The following is a 21,175-nucleotide window of genomic DNA, read 5'->3' as shown; positions in this document are numbered from 1 at the left end:
GCAGGCGACCGGGACGCGGGAACGGAGTCGGCGGTGCGGTGCGGGGTGGGTGCCCCCGGGTTCGGCGGGCTCATGGCGGTGGTGCTGGCCGCGGCCTGCTCTCCTGCCGCCGACGACCCCTTCCTCGGCCAGGACGTCGCCTGGCGGCCCTGCCACGAGAGCGGGCGGACCACCGAACCGGCCGACCGCGGCACCGAACCCTCCGAGCGGAGAACCGCGCCCACCGCACGCGCCACCGGCCCCGCCGACCGCGGCACCGAAGCGGAGTGGCTGGAGAGCCTGGAGTGCGGCACGGTCACGGTCCCCCTGGACCACGACGACCCCGGCGGCGCGACCCTCGACATCGCCCTGGTCCGCGCGCCCGCCAGCGGCCCGCCGCAGGAGCGCCTGGGCTCCCTGGTCGTCAACCCGGGCGGCCCTGGAGCCTCCGGGGTCCGGGCCCTGGACTCGCCCCTGTTCGGCGACGACGTCCGCGCCGCCTTCGACCTCGTCTCCTTCGACCCGCGCGGCGTCGGGGACAGCGGCGGCTTCGCCTGCGGGGACCGGTACGCCCTGGTCGAGGCACGCCAGGACGTGGCCGGGACCGACCCCGGCGACCTGGGCGCCGCCGAACTCCAACCCCTGGAGGACGCCGCCCGCAGGTACGCCCAGGACTGCGCGCGGACCGTGGGGGAGGAGTTCCTGGCCCGCCTCGGCACCGTCCACGTCGCCCGCGACCTCGACATCGTCCGCGACGCCCTGGGCGAGGAACGGCTCAACTTCGTCGGCCGCTCCTACGGCGCCCACCTCGGCGCCCTCTACGCCCACCTGTACCCCGACCGCGTCCGGGCGGCGGTCCTGGACGGCGCCGCGGCGCCGGGCGCCTCCAACGCGCGGGCCGCCGTCGATCAGGTCGCCGCCCTCCAGAACACCTGGAACGCGTTCGTGGCCCACTGCGCCCGCGACGCGGCCTGCCCGTTCGCCGGAGCGGACCGCGCGCCCGGCTCCGGCGGCTCCGGAGCCCTCAGCGAGGCCGACGTCCGGGCGGCCGCGCTCCTGCGCGGCCTCGACCGCGTCCCCGCCGAGGCCGAGGGCATCCCGGTGGACGGGCGCACACTGACGGCCATGGTCGTCATGGAGCTGTACCGCGAGGACGGCTGGGACCTGCTCGCCGACGTGTTCACCGCCCTCGCCGGGGACGACGCCGAGGGGACCGGACTCCACCTCGGGCGGCTCTACGACCGCACCTTCGGCGCGTACACGCGGGCGGACTCCGGCGAGGCCGTACCGGGAACGGAGCACCAGGACCCCGGCGCGGTGTTCACCGCCGTGAACTGCGCCGACCGCGACGACCCGGTGACCGTGGAGGCCTACCGCGACGCCGCCGACGAGGCGGCCGACCTCGCCCCGCTCTTCGGCCCCGACCCGGTGTGGGACCACCTGCCCTGCGCGTACTGGCCCGAGACGGGGGAGGCCCCCGCGGCGACCGCGCCGGACGCGCCCCCGATCGTGGTCGTGGGCGCCGTCGGCGACCCCGCCACCCCCTACGCCTGGGCCGAGGACCTGGCCGAACGGATGGAGACCGCCACCCTGGTCACCTACGAGGGGGCCGGACACACCGTCTACGGCACGGGCCGCAGCCCGTGCGTGGACGAGGCGGTGGACGCCTACCTGCTCACCGGCCGGGTCCCCGAGCCCGGGCTCACCTGCCCCGGCTCCCCGGACTGAGGCGCACGGAACCGCACCGCACCCGAGAACACGCGAGGGCCCCGGGGGACGGCGCGTCCCCCGGGGCCCGTACGTCCGTCCGTCCCGGTCAGAGCTCGGCGGCCGCCGCCTCGTCCACCCAGAACACGGTCCGCTCCGCGCCGCGCGCACCGGCCACGGGGGCCTCGTCCACGCTGCCCCCGGCCAGCCCCAGCCGCACGGCCCCGGCCTTGCCCTCGCCCGAGGCCAGCACCCACACCTCGCGGGACGTGCGGATCGACGGCAGCGTCAGGGTGATCCGCCGCGGCGGGGGCTTGGGCGAGTCGTGCACCGCGGCCACCGACGCCTCGTCCTCGCGCACCCCCGGCAGACCCGGGAAGAGCGAGGCCACGTGCGCGTCCGGGCCCACGCCCAGCAGACACACGTCGAACACGGGCACCGGCCCCCGGGCCCGCGCGGCCACCGCCAGCTCCCGGCCGTAGCGGGTGGCGGCGTGCTCGACGTGGTCGCCGTCCATCCCGTCGGAGGCGGGCATCGGGTGCACGTTGTGCGCGGGCACCGGAACCGCGTCGATCAGCGCCGCGCACGCCTGGGTCTCGTTGCGCTCGGGGTCCTTGTCCGGCAGGAAGCGCTCGTCACCCCACCACAGGTGCACGTGCGACCAACTGATCCCGGCCTCCAGGGCGTGGTCGCGCACCGCCTCCAGGGTGCGGATGCCGATCCCGCCACCGGTCAGCACCAGGTGGAAGTCGCGCTTGTCCGCCTCGGCCTGGACGATCATGTTCACCAGCTTCAACGCGACGCTGTCGGCCAGCGCCCCCGCGTCGGAGTGGCGGACGATCTCCGGTTCGCTCATCCTCGTGCTCCGCTTCCGGAGAGCAGCGGCTCCAGGTGCCGGGCCGCGCTCTCGTAGATCTCGTCGGGGTCCAGACGGCGCAGCTCCTCGGCCAGGGCCCCGGAGGCGGCGCGCCGCGACAGGGCCACCGTCTGGTCGGGCTGGCCGAACCGCGACAGCGTGGCCACCCGGCCGTCCACCCGGGAGAGCGTGATGTCCCCCTGGTCGGTGGTCAGGCGGACCTCGGTCAGGCCGGGGCCGTGCGAGGTCTCGCGGGCCACCGGCACGTCCAGCCGGTCCGACAGCCACGCGGCCAGCAGTTCGGCGCTCGGGTAGTGCGACTCGGCCGTCACACTGGCCGAGGTCACCCACCCGCAGGGCTGGTCCATGGCGCTGGCCAGCAGCGAGCGCCACGGCGTCAGCCGGGTCCAGGTCAGGTCGGTGTCGCCCGGGCTGTAGTGGGACACCCGCTCCAGCAGGTCGCGCACCGGGTCCGGTGCGCGCAGCGCGTCGGTGATCCGGCGCTGGGCCAGGCGTCCGATCGGATCGGCGGCCGGGTTGGCCGGGCCCACGCCCGGCCACCACACCACCACCGGCGCCTCGGGCACCAGCAGCGGGGTGACCACCGAGTCCGCGTGCTCGCCCAGCGGCCCGTACAGCCGCAGCAGCACCGCCTCGCCGGGGCCCGAGGTGCCCGGGCGGCGGATCTCGGCGTCGATGGCCGGTTCGGCGTCGGGGTCGCGCCGCACCAGCGCCACCACGCGCGAGGGGTGCTCGCGGCCCGCCTCGGTCGCGGCGCGCACCGCGTCGTAGTGGTCGGCCTCGTCGGTGACGATGACCAGGGTCAGGACCATGTTCATGGCACCGCCGCCCACGCTGAGCCGCTCGGCCATGAGCGCCTCGGCGATCTTCGAGGTCGTGGTGCGCGGCAGGTAGAGCGTCATCGGTTCCTCCCGGCGGGGTCGTGGCTGGTCACGGGCGCCGCCACTGGCGTCCGTCCCTGGAGAGCAGCTGCTCGGCCGACTCCGGGCCCCAGGTGCCCGAGCCGTACTGCTCGGGCTGGCCCGCCTTGGCCCAGTACTCCTCGACCGGGTCCAGGATCCGCCAGGACAGCTCGACCTCCTCCTGGCGCGGGAACAGCGGCGGGTCGCCGATGAGCACGTCCAGGATGAGCCGCTCGTAGGCCTCGGGGCTGGCCTCGGTGAAGGACTGCCCGTAGGCGAAGTCCATGCTCACGTCGCGGACCTCCATGCTGGCCCCGGGCACCTTGGAGCCGAAGCGCAGCGTCACGCCCTCGTCCGGCTGGATGCGCAGCACCAGGGCGTTCTGCCCCACCTCGCTGACGTCGGTGCGCGGGAACAGCTGCTGCGGAGCGGCCTGGAACACCAGCGCCACCTCCGTCACCCTGCGGCCCAGCCGCTTGCCGGTCCGCAGGTAGAAGGGCACACCCGACCAGCGCCGGGTGTCCACCGACAGCTTCAGCGCCGCGTAGGTCTCGGTCACCGAGTCGGAGGGGATGCCCTCCTCCTCCAGGTAGCCGCGCACCGCCGCGCCGCCCTGCCAGCCCGCCGCGTACTGGCCGCGCGCGGTGCCCGTGGACAGGTCCTCGGGCAGCGACACCGACGCCAGCACCTTCTCCTTCTCCGCGCGCAGCGCGTCCGCGCTGTAGGAGATGGGCTCCTCCATCGCGACCAGGGCCAGCAGCTGGAGGAGGTGGTTCTGGATGACGTCGCGGGCCGCGCCGATCCCGTCGTAGTAGCCCGCCCGGCCGCCCACGCCGATGTCCTCGGCCATGGTGATCTGCACGTGGTCCACGTAGCTGCGGTTCCACAGCGGCTCGAAGAGGGTGTTGGCGAAGCGCAGGGCCAGGATGTTCTGGACCGTCTCCTTGCCCAGGTAGTGGTCGATGCGGAACACCGACGAGGGCGGGAACACGTCGTCCACCACCGCGTTGAGGTCCCGGGCGCTCTCCAGGTCGTGGCCGAAGGGCTTCTCGATCACCACCCGCCGCCACGGGCGGACCCCGCCCTCGGAGACCTGGTCCTCCTCGGGTTCGGCCAGGCCGCTCCGCTTGAGCTGCTTGACCACGGTGGGGAACAGCTTGGGCGGCAGCGACAGGTAGAACGCGTAGTTGCCGCCGGTGCCGCGCTCGGCGTCCAGGGTGCGCACGCAGTCGGCCAGGCGGTCGAACGCGTCGTCGTCGTGCAGCTCGCCCTGGACGAACCGGACGCCCTCGCTGAGCTGGCGCCACACGTCCTCGCGGAACGGGGTGCGCGCGTGCTCGCGCACCGCCTGGTAGGCCTCGTCGGCGAAGTCCTGGTCCTCCCAGTCCCGGCGGGCGAAACCCACCAGGCCGAAGCCCGGCGGCAGCAGCCCCCGGTTGGCCAGGTCGTAGATGGCCGGCAGGAGCTTCTTGCGGGCCAGGTCGCCCGTGACGCCGAAGAGCACCAGCACGCTGGGTCCGGCGATACGGGGCAGTCTGCGGTCCAGGGCGTTGCGGAGCGGGTTGGGTACCGCTCCCGGCATCACCGGTTCTTTCAAGTTCCCGTCTTTCCTGTCGAGAGTGGCCGGTGGGACGCTGGGCGCCGCCCCCGCCGGGGGCAGGCGGGTGGGGACGGGTGCGAAAGGCGCGGCCGTCCCGTCGCCGGGACGGCCGCGCGACTCAGGACAGCTTGTCGAGCTTGGCCGAGAGCGCGCTCAGCAGGCTCTCCCAGGACTTGACGAACTTGTCCACGCCCTCGTCCTCCAGCACGGCGAACACGTCGGTCAGGTTGACCCCGGCGTTCTCCAGCGCCGCGAAGTCGGCGCGGGCCTGCTCGTAGGTGCCCAGCACGGTGTTGCCGGTGATCTCGCCGTGGTCGGCGATGGCCTCCAGCGTGGCCTCCGGCATCGTGTTGACGGTGTCGCGCGCCACCAGCTGCGCGACGTAGAGGGTGTCCTCGTAGGAGGGGTCCTTCACACCGGTGGAGGCCCACAGCGGCCGCTGCGGCGTGGCGCCGTGCTCCTCCAGGGCCTTCCACTCCGGGGAGGCGAAGACCTCCTGGTGGGCCTCGTAGGCCAGGCGGGCGTTGGCCAGGGCGGCGCGGCCCACCAGGGACAGCGCCTCGTCGGTGCCGATCTCCTTCAGGCGCTTGTCCACCTCGCTGTCCACGCGGCTGACGAAGAACGAGGCCACCGACTGGATGCGGGACAGGTCGTGGCCGTTGGCGCGGGCCAGCTCCATGCCCTCCAGGAAGGCGTCCATCACCTGGCGGTAGCGCTCCAGGGAGAAGATCAGCGTGACGTTGACGCTGATGCCCTCGCCCAGCACCCGCGTGATCGCGGGCAGGCCCGCGGCCGTGGCCGGGATCTTGACCATCAGGTTGGGCCGGTCCACCATCCACCACAGCGCCTTGGCCTCGGCGGCCGTGCGCTCGGTGTCGTTGGCCAGGCGCGGGTCCACCTCCAGGGAGACGCGCCCGTCCACGCGGTCGGTGGAGTCGTAGACCGGGCGCAGGGTGTCCGCGGCCCAGCGGATGTCGTAGGTGGTGATCATGCGCACCGCCTCCTCCACCGACACGCCCCGCACGGCCAGCTCGTGGACCTGCTGGTCGTAGGCGTCGCCCTCGGCGAGCGCCTTGTCGAAGATGGTGGGGTTGGAGGTGACGCCGACCACGTGGCGGGTCGACATCAGCTCGGACAGGTTGCCCGAGCGCAGCCGCTCGCGGCTGATGTCGTCGATCCAGACGGCCACGCCCGCCTGGGACAGGTCGCGGAGTGCGTTGCTCATGGGTTCTTCCGCCTTCCTGGGGGCGGATCGCCGCCCCCGGTCACACACGTCAGAGGAGGACGGGCCCCGCCGGGATCCTCCGGCGGGGCCCGCCTGGGTCAGCTGCCGGCCTTGGCGATGCTCTTGCGGGCCGCCTCGACGACCGCCTCGGTCGTGAAGCCGAACTTCTCGTACAGGACCTGGTACGGGGCGGAGGCGCCGTAGTGCTCCAGGCTCACCGACTCACCGGCGTCGCCGACGTACTCGCGCCAGCCCAGGGCGATCCCGGCCTCCACCGACACGCGGGCGCGCACGGAGGAGGGCAGCACCTGCTCGCGGTACTCCTCGCTCTGGCGCTCGAACCACTCCACGCACGTCATGGACACCACGCGGGTGGGCGTGCCCGCCTCCTGGAGCGCCTTGCGGGCGTCCAGGGCGATCTGCACCTCGCTGCCGGTGGCCATGATGATCACCTCGGGGGCGTCCCCGTCGGCCTCGGCCAGCACGTAGCCGCCCTTGACCGCGCCCTCGGCCGAGGCGTACTCCTCGCGGTCCAGGACGGGCAGGTTCTGGCGGGTCAGCGCCAGCGCGGACGGGCGGTCGCCCCGCTCGACGACCTCGCGCCACACCACGGCGGTCTCGTTGGCGTCGGCCGGGCGGATCACGTCCAGGCCGTAGATGGCGCGCAGCGCCCACAGGTGCTCGACCGGCTGGTGGGTGGGGCCGTCCTCGCCCAGGCCGATGGAGTCGTGCGTCCACACGTAGGTGACCGGCAGCTGCATGATGGCGGCCAGCCGGACCGCGGGGCGCATGTAGTCGCTGAAGACGAGGAAGGTGCCGCCGTAGGGCCGGGTCGGGCCGTGCAGGGCCATGCCGTTGAGGATGGAGCCCATGCCGTGCTCGCGCACGCCGAAGTGCAGCACGCGCCCGTAGGGGCTGCCCGGGAACATCTCGCTGGCGCGGTCGAAGGGCAGGAAGGACGGCTCGCCCTTGGGCGTGGTGTTGTTGGACCCGGCCAGGTCGGCCGAGCCGCCCCACAGCTCGGGCAGCAGCGGCGCCAGGGCCGAGAGCACCTCGCCGCTGGCCTTGCGGGTGGCCATGCCCTTCTCGCTGGCCTCGAAGGTCGGCAGGGCCTTCTTCCAGCCCTCGGGCAGCCTCTTCTCGACCAGGCGGTCGAACAGTTCGGCGTGCTCCCCGGCGCTGTCGTGCCAGGCCTTGAACTCCACCTCCCAGGCGGCGCGGGCCTCGCGGCCCCGGTCCACGGCGCGGCGGGTGTGCTCGATCACCGCGTCCTCGACGCCGAAGGGCTCGTCGGGCAGGCCGAGGATCGCCTTGGTGGCGGAGATCTCGTCGGCGCCGATGGCCGCGCCGTGGATGGCGCCGGTGTTCTGCTTGTTGGGCGCGGGCCATCCGATGACGGTGCGCAGGCGGATGAAGGTCGGGCGCTCGGTCTCGGCCTTGCCGCGCACGATCGCCTGGTACAGGGCCTCGACGTCCTCGACGTACTCGCCGGTGGCGCTCCAGTCGACCTCCTCCACGTGCCAGCCGTAGGCGCGGTAGCGCTCGGCCACGTCCTCGGAGTGCGCGATGCGGGTGTCGTCCTCGATGGAGATCCGGTTGTCGTCCCAGATCATGATGAGGTTGCCCAGCTGCTGGGTCCCGGCCAGGGCGCTGGCCTCGTGGCTCACGCCCTCCTGGACGTCGCCGTCGGAGCAGAACGCGTAGATGTGGTGGTCGAAGGGGCTGGCGCCCGGACCGGCCTCGGGGTTGAACAGGCCGCGCTCGCGGCGGGCGGCCATGGCCATGCCGACCGCGTTGCCCACGCCCTGTCCCAGCGGACCGGTGGTGGTCTCCACCCCCGGTGTGTGGCTGAACTCGGGGTGGCCGGGCGTGCGGCTGCCCCACTGGCGCAGGCTCTTGAGGTCGTCCAGTTCGAGCCCGTATCCGGCGAGGTAGAGCTGGATGTACAGGGTGAGGCTGGAGTGGCCGATCGACAGCACGAAGCGGTCCCGGCCCGTCCACTCCGGGTCCGAGGGGTCGTGGCGCATGACCTTCTGGAAGAGCAGGTAGGCGGCTGGCGCCAGGCTCATCGCGGTGCCGGGGTGTCCGTTACCCGACTTCTCGACCGCGTCCATCGCCAGGGCCCGGACCGTGTTGACGGCGCGGAGGTCGAGGTCCGACCACTCCAGGGTTTGCGGGGTGTGGGCGTTCACGGACTTTCGTTCTCCTTCTCGGGCACCCCCCGCGCCCGGCGGCCGGAGCGCGGGGTGTGTCGGTTGCGTTCGTTCTCGAACCGCCGCCGGAACCGGGGCGGCCCGCCGTGCGGGCGGGGCCGAGTACGGCGGGAACGCGCACCCGCTGCTGTTCAGGGCGCGGACGCGGCATCCCCGGGCGACGGCCGCCGCGGGCTGGAGACCACGACGGATTCGGCCACGATCGAGCCTATCGTCCGCTACCCGGGATGTCGTTGCCCGACACCTCTGGTTACCGGCCGGTAGGGGTGTGGGAACCGCCTCTTGGGCGAACCCGGGCGGCGCGGCCACCGGCGGCCGGGCCGCGGTGCGGGGGCCGCGGGCGGTGCGTGGCGGGCTGGAAGCGTGTCGGAGCCTGTGCGACCCTTCAGTACACCCGGCGGACCACCGCGCGCATCCAGGCACGAGGACCAGCGGTTTTCCTTGTGAGGGGGCTGGTCTCAGGCGCGCGTGGGGAAGTACTACAGTATGTCGTTGACGGGGTTTCCGCCGATCCAGACGCTTTGTCGGTCCGCCGGCCCCCGCGTGGCGAGCAGTGTCGAAACCCCTAGAGTTGTCGAGGTATCCGCGTGTCTGAAACCGAGCCGGTGGCCCCCGGGGGGACGCGAGAGAACCGTCCGGCCGTGAGGACCGGGTACTGATGGCCCTCACCAACCGCGCCCCGCGGACGAACCCGCACGGCGACCAGCCCCAGGCCCCCCGCGGGGCCTCGCTGGGCGCCCACGTCCGCGCCTACGTCGCCCTTTCCAAGCCCCGCGTCATCGAGCTGCTGCTCATCACCACCATCCCGGTGATGTTCGTCGCGGCCGGGGGAGTGCCGCCGCTGTGGACCGCGGTCGCCACCCTGGTGTTCGGCACCATGTCGGCGGCCAGCGCGAACGCGATGAACTGCTACATCGACCGCGACATCGACCGTGAGATGCGTCGCACCCGCCAGCGCCCCGGCGCGATGGACCTGGTCACCCCGCGCGGAGCCCTCGTCTACGGCCTGGTGCTGGCCGTCGGCTCCACCGTCGGGTTCGCCCTCCTGGTGAACGTGCTCTCGGCCATGCTGTCGGTCTTCGCGATCCTGTTCTACATCTTCGTGTACACGCTGCTGCTCAAGCGGCGCACCGCGCAGAACGTGGTGTGGGGCGGCATCGCCGGGTGCATGCCGGTGCTCATCGGCTGGGCCGCGGTGACCAACAGCCTGGACTGGGCCCCGTTCGTGCTGTTCCTGGTGGTGTTCTTCTGGACGCCGCCGCACACCTGGACGCTGGCCATGCGCTACAAGGAGGACTACGCGCAGGCCAAGGTGCCGATGCTGCCCGTGGTCGCCACCGACCGCCGGGTGCTGCTGGAGTGCGTGCTCTACAGCTGGGCCACCGCGATCGTGTCGGTGCTGTTCTGGCCGGTGGCGGGCACCACCTGGTTCTACGGCGCGGTCGCCGTCGCCCTGGGCGCGCTGCTGATCGTCCAGGCGCACCGCCTGCTCAACCGCTCCCGCGCGGGCGTGACCGGCGCGCAGCTCAAGACGATGGGCTTCTTCCACCTGTCCAACGCCTACCTGGCGCTGCTGTTCGTGGCGGTCACCGTCGACCCCCTGATCGCGGGCGTCCTGGGCTGAGGCCGCTGGCCTTCCGTGGGCGGCACCCCGACACGGGTGCCGCCCACGGGCGTCCGGGCCGCCGCCGGTCGGGGCCCGTGCGCTCCTCCCCGCGGTCGGCCGGGGGCGAAAGCCGTGGTCGGCCCGGTTCCCGCTACGATCAGTGCCCATGCCCCGTCTCGACAGCAAGGCCATCCTCCAGGGCCGACGCTCGCGCTACTCGATGACCCTCATCCTGGGCACCACCGTCAGCGTGGTCTGCATGATCGGGATGCTGGTCTACCTGTGGCTGCTCGCCCTGGCCGGGGGAGCGGCCGCCGGGATCGACGGGGGGCTCGGCTTCGCCGTCAGCCTCGTCGCCGCGGTCATCCCCGTGTGCATCCTCGTGCCGCTCATCCTCATGCTCGACCGGATCGAGCCCGAGCCCGGATGGGTGCTGTTCTTCGCCTTCGCCTGGGGCGCGGGCGTGGCCGTGGTGGTCTCCCTGCTGCTCAACAGCTGGGGCCTGGCCCACGTCACGGTGCCGCTGTTCGGCCGCGACCTGGGCGACTTCCTGGGCACGTCGGCGGTGGCGCCGCTGGTGGAGGAGAGCGCCAAGGGCGTGGTGCTGCTGATCCTGCTCTGGCGACGCCGCCACGAGCTGGACACCTTCACCGACGGGGTGATCTACGCGGGGATGGTCGCCACCGGCTTCGCCTTCACCGAGAACATCCTGTACTTCCTCAGCGCGTTCTTCGACGGCACCCTGGTGGCCACCTTCGCCATCCGGGGGCTGATCGCCCCGTTCGGGCACCCGGTCTACACCGCGATGATCGGCATCGGCGTGGCCTACGCCGCCATGCGCTCCGGAGCCCTGCGCCTGCTGGCCCCCGTCGCCGGGTGGGCCGCGGCGGTGCTGCTGCACGGCATGTGGAACGGGTCCACCTACTTCGGCTGGTCCGGCCTGGCCGTCGCCTACATGGTGCTCTTCGGAGTACTCATGGCGATCCTGGCGCTGGCCACCCGCGACCGCCACCGGCAGATCGGCGCGATCGCCCGGTACCTGCCGCCCTACGTCTCCACCGGCCTGGTCAGCCCGGCCGACATCGCCATGCTCAGCTCACTGCAGGGGCGCCGCCGGGCCCGGGAGTGGGCGGCGCGCAACGCCGGCCGCAGGGGCCGCGAGGCGATGCGCGAGTACCAGCTCGCCGCCACCGAGCTCGCGCTGCTGCACCGCAGGCTGGACGCCGGGCTGCCCGCGCCCGACTGGAAGGTCCACCGGGACTCGTTCCTGGCGCTGATGCACGTGGCCCGGGACACCTTCCTGGGGCGGATGCCCCAGCCGGTCGCCCCGGGCTGGGCGGAGAGCCCCACCGACTCCGGCTTCCTGCGCCGGGCCGACTTCGCGCACGTCATCGCCCAGGCGCGGGCACAACAGGACTACGTTCCCCGTCACGGTCAGCAGGGTCCTCGCTGAGCTCCTGGCCCGGCGGCACCAGGCGCGTGGTGGAGAAGTACAGGCGGCAGATCGCGACCCAGGTCAGGGCCGAGCCCAGGACGTGCAGGACCACCAGGGCCTCGGGCAGTTCCAGGGCGTACTGGGTGTAGCCCACGACGCCCTGGAGGACGACGGTGACCAGCAGGAACACGCTGCTCACGCGGACCGGCCGCCGGGCGCCGCCGCGGAAGGCGATGACGGTGGCCAGCACGGCCCCGGCCGTGGTGAGCCAGGCCAGCGCGGAGTGCAGGCGGGTGACCGCCGCCAGGTCGAACCCCCAGCGGGGGGCCGCGGCGTCGCCGCCGTGCGGGCCGGTGCCGGTGACGATGGTCCCGGCGACCAGCAGGACGAAGCCGACCACGACCAGGCCGATGCTCAGGGCGTGCAGCATGGGTCCCGCGGACACCTGGGGCTTGCCCTCGGGCTCCTGGCAGCGCACGTACAGGGCGACCGTGATGAAGACCATCACCATGGACAGCAGGAAGTGCGCGGCCACCGAGGCGGGGTGCAGGTCGGTCCACACGGTGATGCCGCCGACCACGCCCTGGCCCAGGACGCCGAACGGCACGATGACGGCCAGCCGGACCAGGTCGGGGCGGCGCGGGCTCGTCCGCATGACCGCGACGAAGGTGATGACGGCGACCGCCAGCACGACGAAGGTGAGCGTCCGGTTGCCGAACTCGATGGCGGCGTTGAGCGCGGCGTGCCCGGTGTCGATGGGCACGAAGCTCTCCGGCGTGCACTTGGGCCACTCCGAGCAGCCCAGGCCCGAGGAGGTGACGCGCACGGTGGCGCCGGTGACGGCGATCCCCGCGTTGACGACGATGTTGCCCAGCGCCCAGGCCCGCAGCGACCGCTGCGTGGGCGTCCAGATCGTGCGCGCGAGCAGCACCAGAGCGAGCACTCCGGCGGTCGCGACGGCGATCTGCCAGCCCCACAGGGGGAATCCGAGAAGGGAGATGTCCTCCGCCGCGAGCGGGGGGACCGAGTTCGCGGCCAGCACCGCGGAGGCCGGGGAATCAGACATACGACAGACTGTAGTACATCGTCGCGGGGGCCGGTGTCCGCCCCCCGCGTCGTCTCCCACCTGCGTCGACGCCGTCGTCGGACACAGGGGGAGGGGGCGCCCACGCGTGGACGCCCCCTCCGCGACGGCGGGGTCCGTATCTCCCGATCGGCCCGATCCCGGGGCTCGTCGGTTCGGGAGGGCCCGCCGCCCCCGTCGACCGGTCGGCGCGGTCCTAGCCGACGTGGTTGGAGATGCACTGGTTGAGCAGGTCCAGGTCCAGGTTGATCAGACCGAGGAAGCCCTGCTCCTGCACGCACGCCTGGTAGGCGTCGGAGTCGGCCTCACCCGCGGAGGCGGTCCCGAACCCCATGCCGAGCAGGCCGGCGGTGAACAGGGCGGTCATCATCATCTTGGCGGTGGTGCGCATGGCTCCCCCTTCGAATGCGAGCGGTCCAGCCGGTTGGCCGGCCCACCAGGACAGATAACCATTTGTGACTATTCAGAAACACGGAGTAGCAAAACTCCTGCCCCCGTCTTCCTGGACGGGCCGCCCCGGCGGGCGAGTCGGGGACACGACGGCCGCGGACCAGAAACGCCTACCGCTCTCCGGGGTCCTCCCGGGGCGGCCGGGCGGACGCGCCGTCGGCCTCGGAGCCGCGGTCCCCGCCGTCGCGGGCCGAGGTGCGCGTGGAACCCGCGCTGGCCACGATCACGCAGGCCACCGCGAACCACTGCCACGCGGTCAGCAGCTCGCCCAGCACCACCAGGCCCACCAGCGCCGCGGCGGCGGGCTGGAGGCTCATCAGCACCCCGAACACGCGCGGCGGCATCCGGCGCAGCGCGGTCAGCTCCAGCGTGTAGGGCACCACCGAGGACAGCACGCCGACCACCAGGCCGAACAGCAGCAGGCGCCAGTCGAGCAGGGCCGCGCCCCCCTCGTACACCCCGATCGGCGCCATGACGACCACGCCGACCACGCTGGCGATCGCCAGGCCGGACGCGCCGCTGAACCGCTGGCCCGTCGACGCGCTGAGCAGGATGTAGCCCGCCCAGGCCACCGCCGCCAGCACGGCGAACAGGATGCCCAGCGGGTCCATCGAGCCCGACTCCAGCCCCAGCGCGACCACGCCCAGCCCGGCCAGACCCGCCCACACCAGGTCGATCCGGCGGCGAGACCCCAGGATCGCGATGGCCAGCGGCCCCAGGTACTCGATGGTGACCGCGATCCCCAGCGGGATGCGCGCGAAGGCCTGGTAGATGAGGAAGTTCATCATCGCCAGCGCGACGCCGTAGCCGACCACCACCCACCAGTCCCCGCGCGAGCGCGCCCTGAGCACCGGCCGCGCCACCAGGACCAGGAGCACCGCCGAGGTCAGCAGCCGCAGCCACACGACCGCGGCCGGGGGCAGCACGTCGAAGAGGTTCTTGGCCACTCCGGCGCCGGTCTGCACCGAGACGATGCCGATCATCACCAGCCAGACCGGGGGCACCGCCTCCACCGCTCGGAGCGGGGAGAACGCTGCCTGGGGCCGGGACGGAGTGCTCATGGGAAGTCATCCTACGTTTTCGGGGGTCCTCTCCGTCTCCCCGCCGTCCCCGGTCCGCGTCCGGGCCCGGTCCGCCCGGTCGCGGCCCCTCGCGGGCCGGTCCGGCCCCCGGGGCCGGGCCACGACCGCGGCCAGCAGCAGTCCCCAGGCCGCCGTGGCCACCGCGGGCTGCGCCAGCGTCATGACCAGCCCGTGCACCGTCTGGTCCGCCCGGCCGGTCAGGAGCTGAACCCCGATCCACAGGAACGGCAGCGCCGCCGCGAGCAGGTTCACCAGCAGCGCGGCCCACACCAGTCCGGGCCGGGCGGGCCGCCGCCACAGCGTCAGCGCGCCGCCCGCGGCGAGCAGGAGCAACGGCGGGCCGAGGTAGCGGACCGCGATGAACCAGGGGACTCCGAGCGCTTCCATGCCCGGACCCTATCGAGCCCCCACCACTGACGGGCGAACGTGCATCAAACCGGCGAAGTGGTGTGAAATGGTCCGGGCCGTGGATCGACGCGGCCCCCGCCCGTACCCCGCTGGAGTGTCCTCAATGTCCCGACGCCGTGCCCGTTCCCCCCGCGACCACGAACGGTACGTCCCCCGCTGGCCGCTCCTGGCCGGAGCCCTGGCGCTGCTGGTGGTGGCCCTCGTCGGCGGCTACGCGGGGGGCCTGCTCGTGTCCGGCGGGGACCGGCCCGAGGAACCGGAGATGACCACGGCCTCGGGCATCCTGGTCCAGCCGCCCGGAGCCCCCGAGGCCGAGGAGCCCACCGAGGAGCCGTCGGAGGAGGAGGTGGTCCACCCGGCGGGCCTGGACCCCGCGCTCGTCTACGCGGTCCAGAGCGTCCACGGCGGCCGCGTCATGGACGTCGCGGGCACGTCCACCGCCAACGGCGCGCCCGTCCACCTGTGGGACCGCCACGACCAGACCAACCAGCAGTGGCGCTTCATTCCCGTGGACGGGGGCTTCTACGAGATCGAGGGCGTGGGCAGCGGCAAGCTCCTGGAGATCCCCGCCGACCCGGCCGCGCAGCCCGGCGCGGCCCTGCTCACCCGTACCGGCTCGCCCAACCAGCACTGGTCGCTCGTCGAGGTGGGACCGGGTGTGGTCCGCCTGGTCAACCGGGCCACCGGCCAGGCGCTGGAGGCGCAGGGCGGCGCACCCGACAACGGCACCAGGGTCGCCCAGGCACCCGACGGCGGCCACGCCCACCAGCAGTGGCGCCTGCTGCCCCTGAACTGACCAGGCCCGGGGCCCGGGCTACTCCCAGCGGAAGAGGCGGCTGGCCAGCACGCCGCAGACCAGCGCCCACACGGCCAGCACCGCGAACGCGCCCGGGCCGGGCAGGGAGCCGTCCGCCAGGACCGTCCGCAGCCCCGAGCTGAGCGCGGTGATCGGCAGCGCCGACGCCGCCTGCTCCAGGGGGCCGGGGAAGCTGCTGACCGGGAAGAGCACCCCGCCCAGGCCCAGCAGCAGCACGTACACCAGGTTGGCCCCGGCCAGGGTCGCCTCGGCCCGCAGCGTGCCCGCCATCAGCAGGGCCAGCGAGCTGAACGCGGCGGTGGCCAGCAGCACCAGCGCCACGGCCGCCAGCACGCCCGCCGGGCTCACCGCGGGCGACCAGCCCAGCGCCAGCGCCACCGCGCACAGCACCACCGTCTGGATCGCCTGCACGCCCAGCACGGCCAGGGTCTTGGCGGCCAGCAGGCCGAAGCGCGACAGCGGGGTCGCCCCCAGCCGTTTGAGCACTCCGTAGCGGCGTTCGAAGCCGGTGCCGATGGCCAGGCCCGTGAACGACGTGGACATCACCGCCAGCGCCAGCACGCCGGGCGTGAGCGCGTCCACCCGCGCCCCCTCGCCCACGTCCAGCACCGAGGTGAGGCTGAAGCCCACCAGCAGCAGCACGGGGATCACCATGGTGAGCAGGAACTGCTCGCCGTGGCGCAGCATGACCCGCAGCTCCATCCCGGCCTGCGCGGCGACCATCCGCCACATCGGCGCGGCCCCGGGCGCGGGGGTGAACAGCGAGGCGTCGTCGCCTCCGTGAGCGGGCGCGTCGGCGGCCGCCCGTGCGGAGGCGGTGGAGGTGTGCTCGTGCATCAGTCGCGCAGTTCCCTGCCGGTGAGTTCGAGGAAGACGTCTTCGAGGGTACGCCGCCGCACGCGCAGGTCCTCGGCCAGGACTCCGGCCGAGGCGCACCAGGCGGTGACCGTGGCCAGGAACTCCGGGCCGGGCGCCCCCGCGCCGCCGGGGACGACCGCGTACTCGCGGCGGCCGTCGGCGGGGCCGTGGGCCTCCACCCGGCTGCCCTCGGGCAGGGCGGCCTCCAGCAGGGCCGTGTCCACCGGGGCCTCGGCGGAGAAGCAGACCTCGCGGCGCTCCCCGGTCAGCTCGGCGGGGGTGCCCTCGGCGACCACGGCGCCGCGGTCGATGATGACCACGTGGTCGGCCAGCCGCTCGGCCTCCTCCATGTAGTGCGTGGTCAGGATCACCGCCACACCCGCCTCGCGCAGGGCCGCCACCAGGTCCCAGGTGGCCATGCGCGCCTGCGGGTCCAGGCCCGCGGTCGGCTCGTCCAGGAAGACCAGCTCGGGGCGGCCGACCACGGCGCAGGCCAGGGACAGGCGCTGCTGCTGGCCGCCGGACAGGCGGCGGAAGGGCGTGGTGGCCACCGAGGTCAGGCCCAGCCGCTCCAGCAGCAGGCGGGGCTCGATCGGCCGGGCGTGGAAGGAGGCCATCAGCCGCAGCCACTCGGCGGCGCGGGCGCCGGTGGGCACGCCCCCGGACTGGGGCATCACCCCGACACGGGGTTTGAGGGCGCCGGAGTCGGCCACGGGGTCCAGGCCCAGCACCCGCACCCGCCCGCCGTCGGCGCGGCGGAAGCCCTCGCAGATCTCGATGGTGCTGGTCTTGCCCGCTCCGTTGGGACCGAGCAGCGCCGTCACCGCGCCCCGGCGCGCGCTGAAGGTGAGGCCGGTGACTGCGGTGGTGGCGCCGTAGCGCTTGACCAGGTCGACGACCTCGACCGCGGCTGTGTCCATGGGCCCTGAGTCTACGTGCGGCCCGGCGGAGGGCTTCACCGCCCCGGCCGGGGCGTCCGGGGACCGGCGGCGCGCCGAGCACTCCTGTCCGCATCCCGATACGGCGGTCTCGGCATATGGTCGTCGGGAAGGATCTCGGGCCCGTTCCCGTTCGTGTCCACGGGGTTGCCGGTGCGTGAACCCCCTGTTAGGCAAGCCTGCCCTTGGTGATCAAGTCCATGGGGTCGGGTTTGCCTCGACGGACTTATTTACGCCACACTGATGTTGTCAAAACCAGGAGCCGAGTCAGAGAGGGAGGGGAAGACTGTGTCCGAGATGTCCAGTGTGTCCCGTCCCCTGGCCGGAACGGAGCGCGGGGCCGAGACCGGCACCCGCGCACGGGTCGCGCGGCTCATCCTGGAGAAGGGCCCGATCACCGCCTCCGCACTGGGGGAGCGGCTCGGGCTCACCCCGGCGGCCATCCGCCGCCACCTCGACAACCTGACCAGCGAGGGCATGGTCGAGGCCCGCGACGCCCGGCCCCACGGCGGGCGACGCCGCCGGGGCCGCCCGGCGCGCGTCTTCGCCATCACCGAGGCCGGACGCGACGCCTTCGTCCACGCCTACGACGACCTCGCCACCAGCGCGCTCCGCTTCCTGGCCGACACGGCCGGTCCCGGAGCCGTCGGCGAGTTCGCCCGCAGTCAGGTCGCCGACCTGGAGCGGCGCTACAGGCCCCTGCTGGACGCGGTTCCCGCTGAGCAACGCGTCCGGCTGCTGGCCGAGGCCCTCTCCAACGACGGCTACGCCGCCACCGCGGGCCAGGCGCCCGCACCCGGCGGCGGCGACCAGTTGTGCCAGCACCACTGCCCCGTCGCGCACGTGGCCGCCGAGTTCCCGCAACTCTGTGAGGCCGAGATCGAGGCCTTCGCGCGGCTGCTGGGCACCCCGGTGCGCAGGCTGGCCACCATCGCCCACGGCGACGGTGTGTGCACCACCCACGTCACCCCCCGGGGCGACGCGGAGAGCGGGGAGGACGGCACCCCCGCGTCCAAGGCCATCCGCCAGGCGGCGGACGGCTCAGTTCACCACAAGGACGTCTGAGTCCAGGAGGAGTCCGCGCATGACGTCTATCGCGCATCCCGAGCTCGAGGGGATCGGAACATACGAGTACGGCTGGGCCGACTCCGACGCGGCCGGGGCCTCGGCCCGCCGCGGTCTGAACGAAGAGGTCGTCCGCGACATCTCCGCCAAGAAGGACGAGCCGGAGTGGATGACCAAGCTCCGCCTCAAGTCCCTGCGGCTCTTCGACAAGAAGCCCATGCCCAACTGGGGCGCGGACCTGTCCAAGATCGACTTCGACAACATCAAGTACTTCGTGCGGTCCACGGAGAAGCAGGCCACCTCCTGGGAGGACCTGCCCGAGGACATCAAGAACACCTACGACAGGCTGGGCATCCCCGAGGCGGAGAAGCAGCGCCTGGTCGCCGGTGTCGCCGCGCAGTACGAGTCCGAGGTCGTCTACCACCAGATCCGCGAGGACCTGGAGGAGCAGGGTGTCATCTTCCTGGACACCGACACCGCCCTCAAGGAGCACCCGGAGATCTTCGAGGAGTACTTCGGCTCCGTGATCCCGGCCGGCGACAACAAGTTCGCCGCGCTCAACACCGCCGTGTGGAGCGGCGGGTCGTTCATCTACGTGCCCAAGAACGTGCACGTGGAGATCCCGCTCCAGGCCTACTTCCGGATCAACACCGAGAACATGGGCCAGTTCGAGCGGACCCTGATCATCGTCGACGAGGGCGCCTACGTCCACTACGTCGAGGGCTGCACCGCGCCGATCTACAAGTCGGACTCGCTGCACTCCGCGGTCGTGGAGATCATCGTCAAGAAGAACGCCCGCTGCCGTTACACGACCATCCAGAACTGGTCCAACAACGTCTTCAACCTGGTCACCAAGCGCGCCGTGGCCGAAGAGGGCGCGACCATGGAGTGGATCGACGGCAACATCGGCTCCCAGGTCACCATGAAGTACCCGGCCGTCTACCTGATGGGCGAGCACGCCAAGGGCGAGACCCTGTCCATCGCCTTCGCGGGCGAGGGCCAGCACCAGGACACCGGGTCCAAGATGGTGCACTGCGCGCCCAACACCTCCTCCACCATCATCTCCAAGTCGGTGGCACGCGGCGGGGGCCGCGCCTCCTACCGGGGACTGGTGCAGGTGCAGGAGGGCGCCGACCACGCCAAGTCCTCGGTCAAGTGCGACGCGCTGCTGATCGACACCATCAGCCGTTCGGACACCTACCCCTACAACGACCTGCGCGAGGACGACGCCGAGCTCGCGCACGAGGCGACCGTCTCCAAGGTCAGCGAGGACCAGCTCTTCTACCTGATGAGCCGGGGCATGGACGAGGACGAGGCCATGGCCATGATCGTGCGCGGGTTCGTCGAGCCCATCGCGCGCGAGCTGCCCATGGAGTACGCGCTGGAACTGAACCGGCTGATCGAGCTTCAGATGGAAGGAGCGGTTGGTTAAGTTGACCAGCCCGAGCACCGAACCCAAGGCCCACAGCCACGGCCTGGGGGAGATCCCGTTCTCCAAGTTGGCCACCCACGGGTCCTTCGACGTGAACGACTTCCCCGTCCCTGGCGGCCGCGAGGAGGAGTGGCGCTTCACTCCGATCCGCCGCCTCAAGGGCCTGCACGACGGCAGCGCCGTCGCCGACGGCACCGACAAGCTCGACGTGGACGCCCCCGAGGGCGCCACCGTCGAGACGGTCGGCCGCGGCGACGCGCGGCTCGGCACCGCCGGGTTCCCCGCCGACCGCGTCACCGCCCAGGCCTACACCTCCTTCGAGGAGGCCACGGTCATCACGGTCGCGCAGGGTGCGGCCCTGGAGCGGCCGATCACCGTCAACCGCCAGGCCCAGGGCGGCACGCGCTACGACCAGTTCGTCCTGGACGTCAAGCCGCTGGCCGAGGCGGTCGTGGTCCTCAACCAGACCGGCACGGGCGTGCGCGCGGGCAGCGTGGACATCCACGTCGGCGAGGGCGCGCGCCTGACGCTGATCAGCGTCCAGGACTGGGACGGCGACGCCGTCGACGTCTCGCAGCACAACGCCCAGGTGGCCAAGGACGCCACGTTCAAGTCGATCGTGATCACCCTGGGCGGCGACCTGGTCCGGCTCTCCCCGAAGGTGGCCTACAAGGGGCGCGGCGCCAACGCCGAGCTCCACGGGCTGTACTTCACCGGCGACGGCCAGCACCACGAGCACCGCTCGCTCATCGACCACAACATGTCCAACACCCGCTCGCGGGTGGAGTACAAGGGCGCGCTGAGCGGCAAGGACGCCCACGGTGTGTGGATCGGTGACGTGATCATCGGTGAGGGCACCACCGGCACCGACTCCTACGAGCACAACCGCAACCTCCAGCTCACCGACGACACCCGCGTGGACTCGGTGCCCAACCTGGAGATCTTCACCGGTGAGGTGGAGGGCGCCGGGCACGCCGCCGCCAGCGGCCGCCTCGACGACATCCACCTGTTCTACCTGCGCTCCCGGGGCATCCCGGAGGACGAGGCCCGGCGCCTGGTCATCCGCGGCTACTTCCTGGAGCTCATCAACCGGATCCCGGTCGAGGAGCTGCGTGAGGAGATCATGGCCAAGGTCGAGCGCAAGCTGGCCGCCCATGAGTGAGGCCGGACGCTGGGTGAAGGTCGCCGAGCTCTCCGAGATCCCCGATGAGGGGGCCCTCGGGGTCGAGACCGACGACGAGACACCCATCGCCCTGGTCCGCAGCGAGGGCGAGGTGTACGCCGTGCGGGACGTGTGCTCGCACGCCGAGGTCCGCCTGTCCGAGGGCGAGGTCGAGGACGGCACCATCGAGTGCTGGCTGCACGGCTCCTGCTTCGACCTGCGCTCGGGGGCGCCGATCAACCCGCCCGCGACCCAGGCGGTCCCCACCTACGACGTGAAGATCGACGGCGAAGACGTGCTCGTCTCGCTGGATGAGAAGAATTCCTGAGGCCTGA

At 72.7% G+C, this 21,175-nt stretch carries 19 protein-coding genes; 8 read left to right on the top strand and 11 right to left on the bottom strand.

From position 1 onward, the window contains the following. Nucleotides 1-72: 72 nt before the first annotated feature. Nucleotides 73-1,707: an alpha/beta hydrolase gene (locus ACSTA4_RS19965; protein WP_444964219.1), complete on the top strand. Its 1,635-nt coding sequence runs from the start codon at nucleotides 73-75 to the stop codon at nucleotides 1,705-1,707. 88 nt (nucleotides 1,708-1,795) lie between these two features. Here the strand turns inward: ACSTA4_RS19965 and pgl are convergent, their stop codons facing one another. From pgl to tkt, 5 genes are all read right to left on the bottom strand, one after another. Beyond that, entirely contained in the window at nucleotides 1,796-2,542 is a 747-nt protein-coding gene (gene pgl / locus ACSTA4_RS19960; RefSeq protein ID WP_444960585.1) for a 6-phosphogluconolactonase, read from the bottom strand. Beyond that, on the bottom strand, nucleotides 2,539-3,465 hold the full coding sequence (locus tag ACSTA4_RS19955) for a glucose-6-phosphate dehydrogenase assembly protein OpcA (RefSeq protein ID WP_444960584.1): 927 nt from the start codon (nucleotides 3,463-3,465) through the stop codon (nucleotides 2,539-2,541). Before ACSTA4_RS19955 ends, pgl begins: the two co-directional genes overlap by 4 nt. A 28-nt stretch (nucleotides 3,466-3,493) precedes the next feature. Then, nucleotides 3,494-5,047 (bottom strand): glucose-6-phosphate dehydrogenase, encoded by a 1,554-nt coding sequence (gene zwf / locus ACSTA4_RS19950; RefSeq protein WP_444960583.1) that lies wholly within the window; start codon nucleotides 5,045-5,047, stop codon nucleotides 3,494-3,496. Nucleotides 5,048-5,183: 136 nt separating this feature from the next. Next, complete coding sequence (tal, locus tag ACSTA4_RS19945) at nucleotides 5,184-6,290, bottom strand: transaldolase (RefSeq protein WP_444960582.1); 1,107 nt, start codon at nucleotides 6,288-6,290, stop codon at nucleotides 5,184-5,186. Nucleotides 6,291-6,388: 98 nt separating this feature from the next. Beyond that, nucleotides 6,389-8,482 (bottom strand): transketolase, encoded by a 2,094-nt coding sequence (tkt, locus tag ACSTA4_RS19940; protein WP_444960581.1) that lies wholly within the window; start codon nucleotides 8,480-8,482, stop codon nucleotides 6,389-6,391. A 679-nt stretch (nucleotides 8,483-9,161) separates the two neighbouring features. On the opposite strand from tkt, the gene ACSTA4_RS19935 reads away from it, so the two are divergent. Both ACSTA4_RS19935 and ACSTA4_RS19930 read left to right on the top strand, forming a co-directional pair. Further along, nucleotides 9,162-10,127: a heme o synthase gene (locus ACSTA4_RS19935; protein WP_444960580.1), complete on the top strand. Its 966-nt coding sequence runs from the start codon at nucleotides 9,162-9,164 to the stop codon at nucleotides 10,125-10,127. Between the two features lie 148 nt (nucleotides 10,128-10,275). After that, on the top strand, nucleotides 10,276-11,562 hold the full coding sequence (locus tag ACSTA4_RS19930; RefSeq protein ID WP_416029701.1) for a PrsW family intramembrane metalloprotease: 1,287 nt from the start codon (nucleotides 10,276-10,278) through the stop codon (nucleotides 11,560-11,562). Here ACSTA4_RS19930 and ACSTA4_RS19925 read toward each other — a convergent pair. From ACSTA4_RS19925 to ACSTA4_RS19910, 4 genes are all read right to left on the bottom strand, one after another. After that, the gene (locus tag ACSTA4_RS19925) at nucleotides 11,498-12,610 is read right to left on the bottom strand and encodes a COX15/CtaA family protein (protein ID WP_444960579.1); all 1,113 of its coding nucleotides are present in this window, start codon (nucleotides 12,608-12,610) and stop codon (nucleotides 11,498-11,500) included. The two genes, ACSTA4_RS19930 and ACSTA4_RS19925, sit on opposite strands and share 65 nt — an antisense overlap. A 214-nt stretch (nucleotides 12,611-12,824) precedes the next feature. Continuing rightward, nucleotides 12,825-13,019: a hypothetical protein gene (locus ACSTA4_RS19920; RefSeq protein ID WP_444960578.1), complete on the bottom strand. Its 195-nt coding sequence runs from the start codon at nucleotides 13,017-13,019 to the stop codon at nucleotides 12,825-12,827. 169 nt (nucleotides 13,020-13,188) lie between these two features. Next, nucleotides 13,189-14,139, bottom strand: a complete 951-nt coding sequence (locus ACSTA4_RS19915) for an EamA family transporter (protein ID WP_444960577.1) — start codon at nucleotides 14,137-14,139, stop codon at nucleotides 13,189-13,191. Between the two features lie 6 nt (nucleotides 14,140-14,145). Beyond that, on the bottom strand, nucleotides 14,146-14,547 hold the full coding sequence (locus ACSTA4_RS19910) for a hypothetical protein (RefSeq protein WP_444960576.1): 402 nt from the start codon (nucleotides 14,545-14,547) through the stop codon (nucleotides 14,146-14,148). A 124-nt stretch (nucleotides 14,548-14,671) separates the two neighbouring features. Between ACSTA4_RS19910 and ACSTA4_RS19905 the strand changes: the two genes are divergently transcribed. Further along, nucleotides 14,672-15,364, top strand: a complete 693-nt coding sequence (locus ACSTA4_RS19905; RefSeq protein WP_444960575.1) for an RICIN domain-containing protein — start codon at nucleotides 14,672-14,674, stop codon at nucleotides 15,362-15,364. Nucleotides 15,365-15,382: 18 nt separating this feature from the next. On the opposite strand, the gene ACSTA4_RS19900 is transcribed toward ACSTA4_RS19905, so the two are convergent. Together ACSTA4_RS19900 and ACSTA4_RS19895 are read right to left on the bottom strand one after the other, a co-directional pair. Then, nucleotides 15,383-16,222, bottom strand: a complete 840-nt coding sequence (locus ACSTA4_RS19900) for an ABC transporter permease (RefSeq protein ID WP_444960574.1) — start codon at nucleotides 16,220-16,222, stop codon at nucleotides 15,383-15,385. Then, nucleotides 16,222-17,163: an ABC transporter ATP-binding protein gene (locus ACSTA4_RS19895; RefSeq protein ID WP_248771227.1), complete on the bottom strand. Its 942-nt coding sequence runs from the start codon at nucleotides 17,161-17,163 to the stop codon at nucleotides 16,222-16,224. Before ACSTA4_RS19895 ends, ACSTA4_RS19900 begins: the two co-directional genes overlap by 1 nt. Before the next feature lie 315 nt (nucleotides 17,164-17,478). Here ACSTA4_RS19895 and ACSTA4_RS19890 point away from each other — a divergent pair, with 315 nt between their 5' ends. Genes ACSTA4_RS19890 through ACSTA4_RS19875 form a run of 4 tightly spaced genes read left to right on the top strand, consistent with a single transcriptional unit; the run spans nucleotide 17,479 to nucleotide 21,168 of the window. Next, a complete protein-coding gene (locus ACSTA4_RS19890) occupies nucleotides 17,479-18,246 on the top strand; it encodes a helix-turn-helix transcriptional regulator (protein WP_444960573.1) in 768 nt (255 codons plus the stop codon). Between the two features lie 19 nt (nucleotides 18,247-18,265). Further along, a complete protein-coding gene (gene sufB, locus ACSTA4_RS19885; RefSeq protein ID WP_013153980.1) occupies nucleotides 18,266-19,678 on the top strand; it encodes a Fe-S cluster assembly protein SufB in 1,413 nt (470 codons plus the stop codon). Between the two features lies 1 nt (nucleotide 19,679). Further along, nucleotides 19,680-20,840 (top strand): Fe-S cluster assembly protein SufD, encoded by a 1,161-nt coding sequence (sufD, locus tag ACSTA4_RS19880; RefSeq protein WP_019610542.1) that lies wholly within the window; start codon nucleotides 19,680-19,682, stop codon nucleotides 20,838-20,840. Next, nucleotides 20,833-21,168 carry a non-heme iron oxygenase ferredoxin subunit gene (locus ACSTA4_RS19875; protein WP_274973975.1) on the top strand — a complete coding sequence of 112 codons (336 nt, stop codon included), beginning with the start codon at nucleotides 20,833-20,835 and terminating at the stop codon, nucleotides 21,166-21,168. Before sufD ends, ACSTA4_RS19875 begins: the two co-directional genes overlap by 8 nt. Nucleotides 21,169-21,175: the final 7 nt, after the last annotated feature.

This window comes from Nocardiopsis sp. M1B1, from assembly GCF_052466615.1.
The sequence above is the reverse complement of the archived record's forward strand: the minus strand, read 5'-3'. Positions and strand labels throughout refer to the sequence as shown.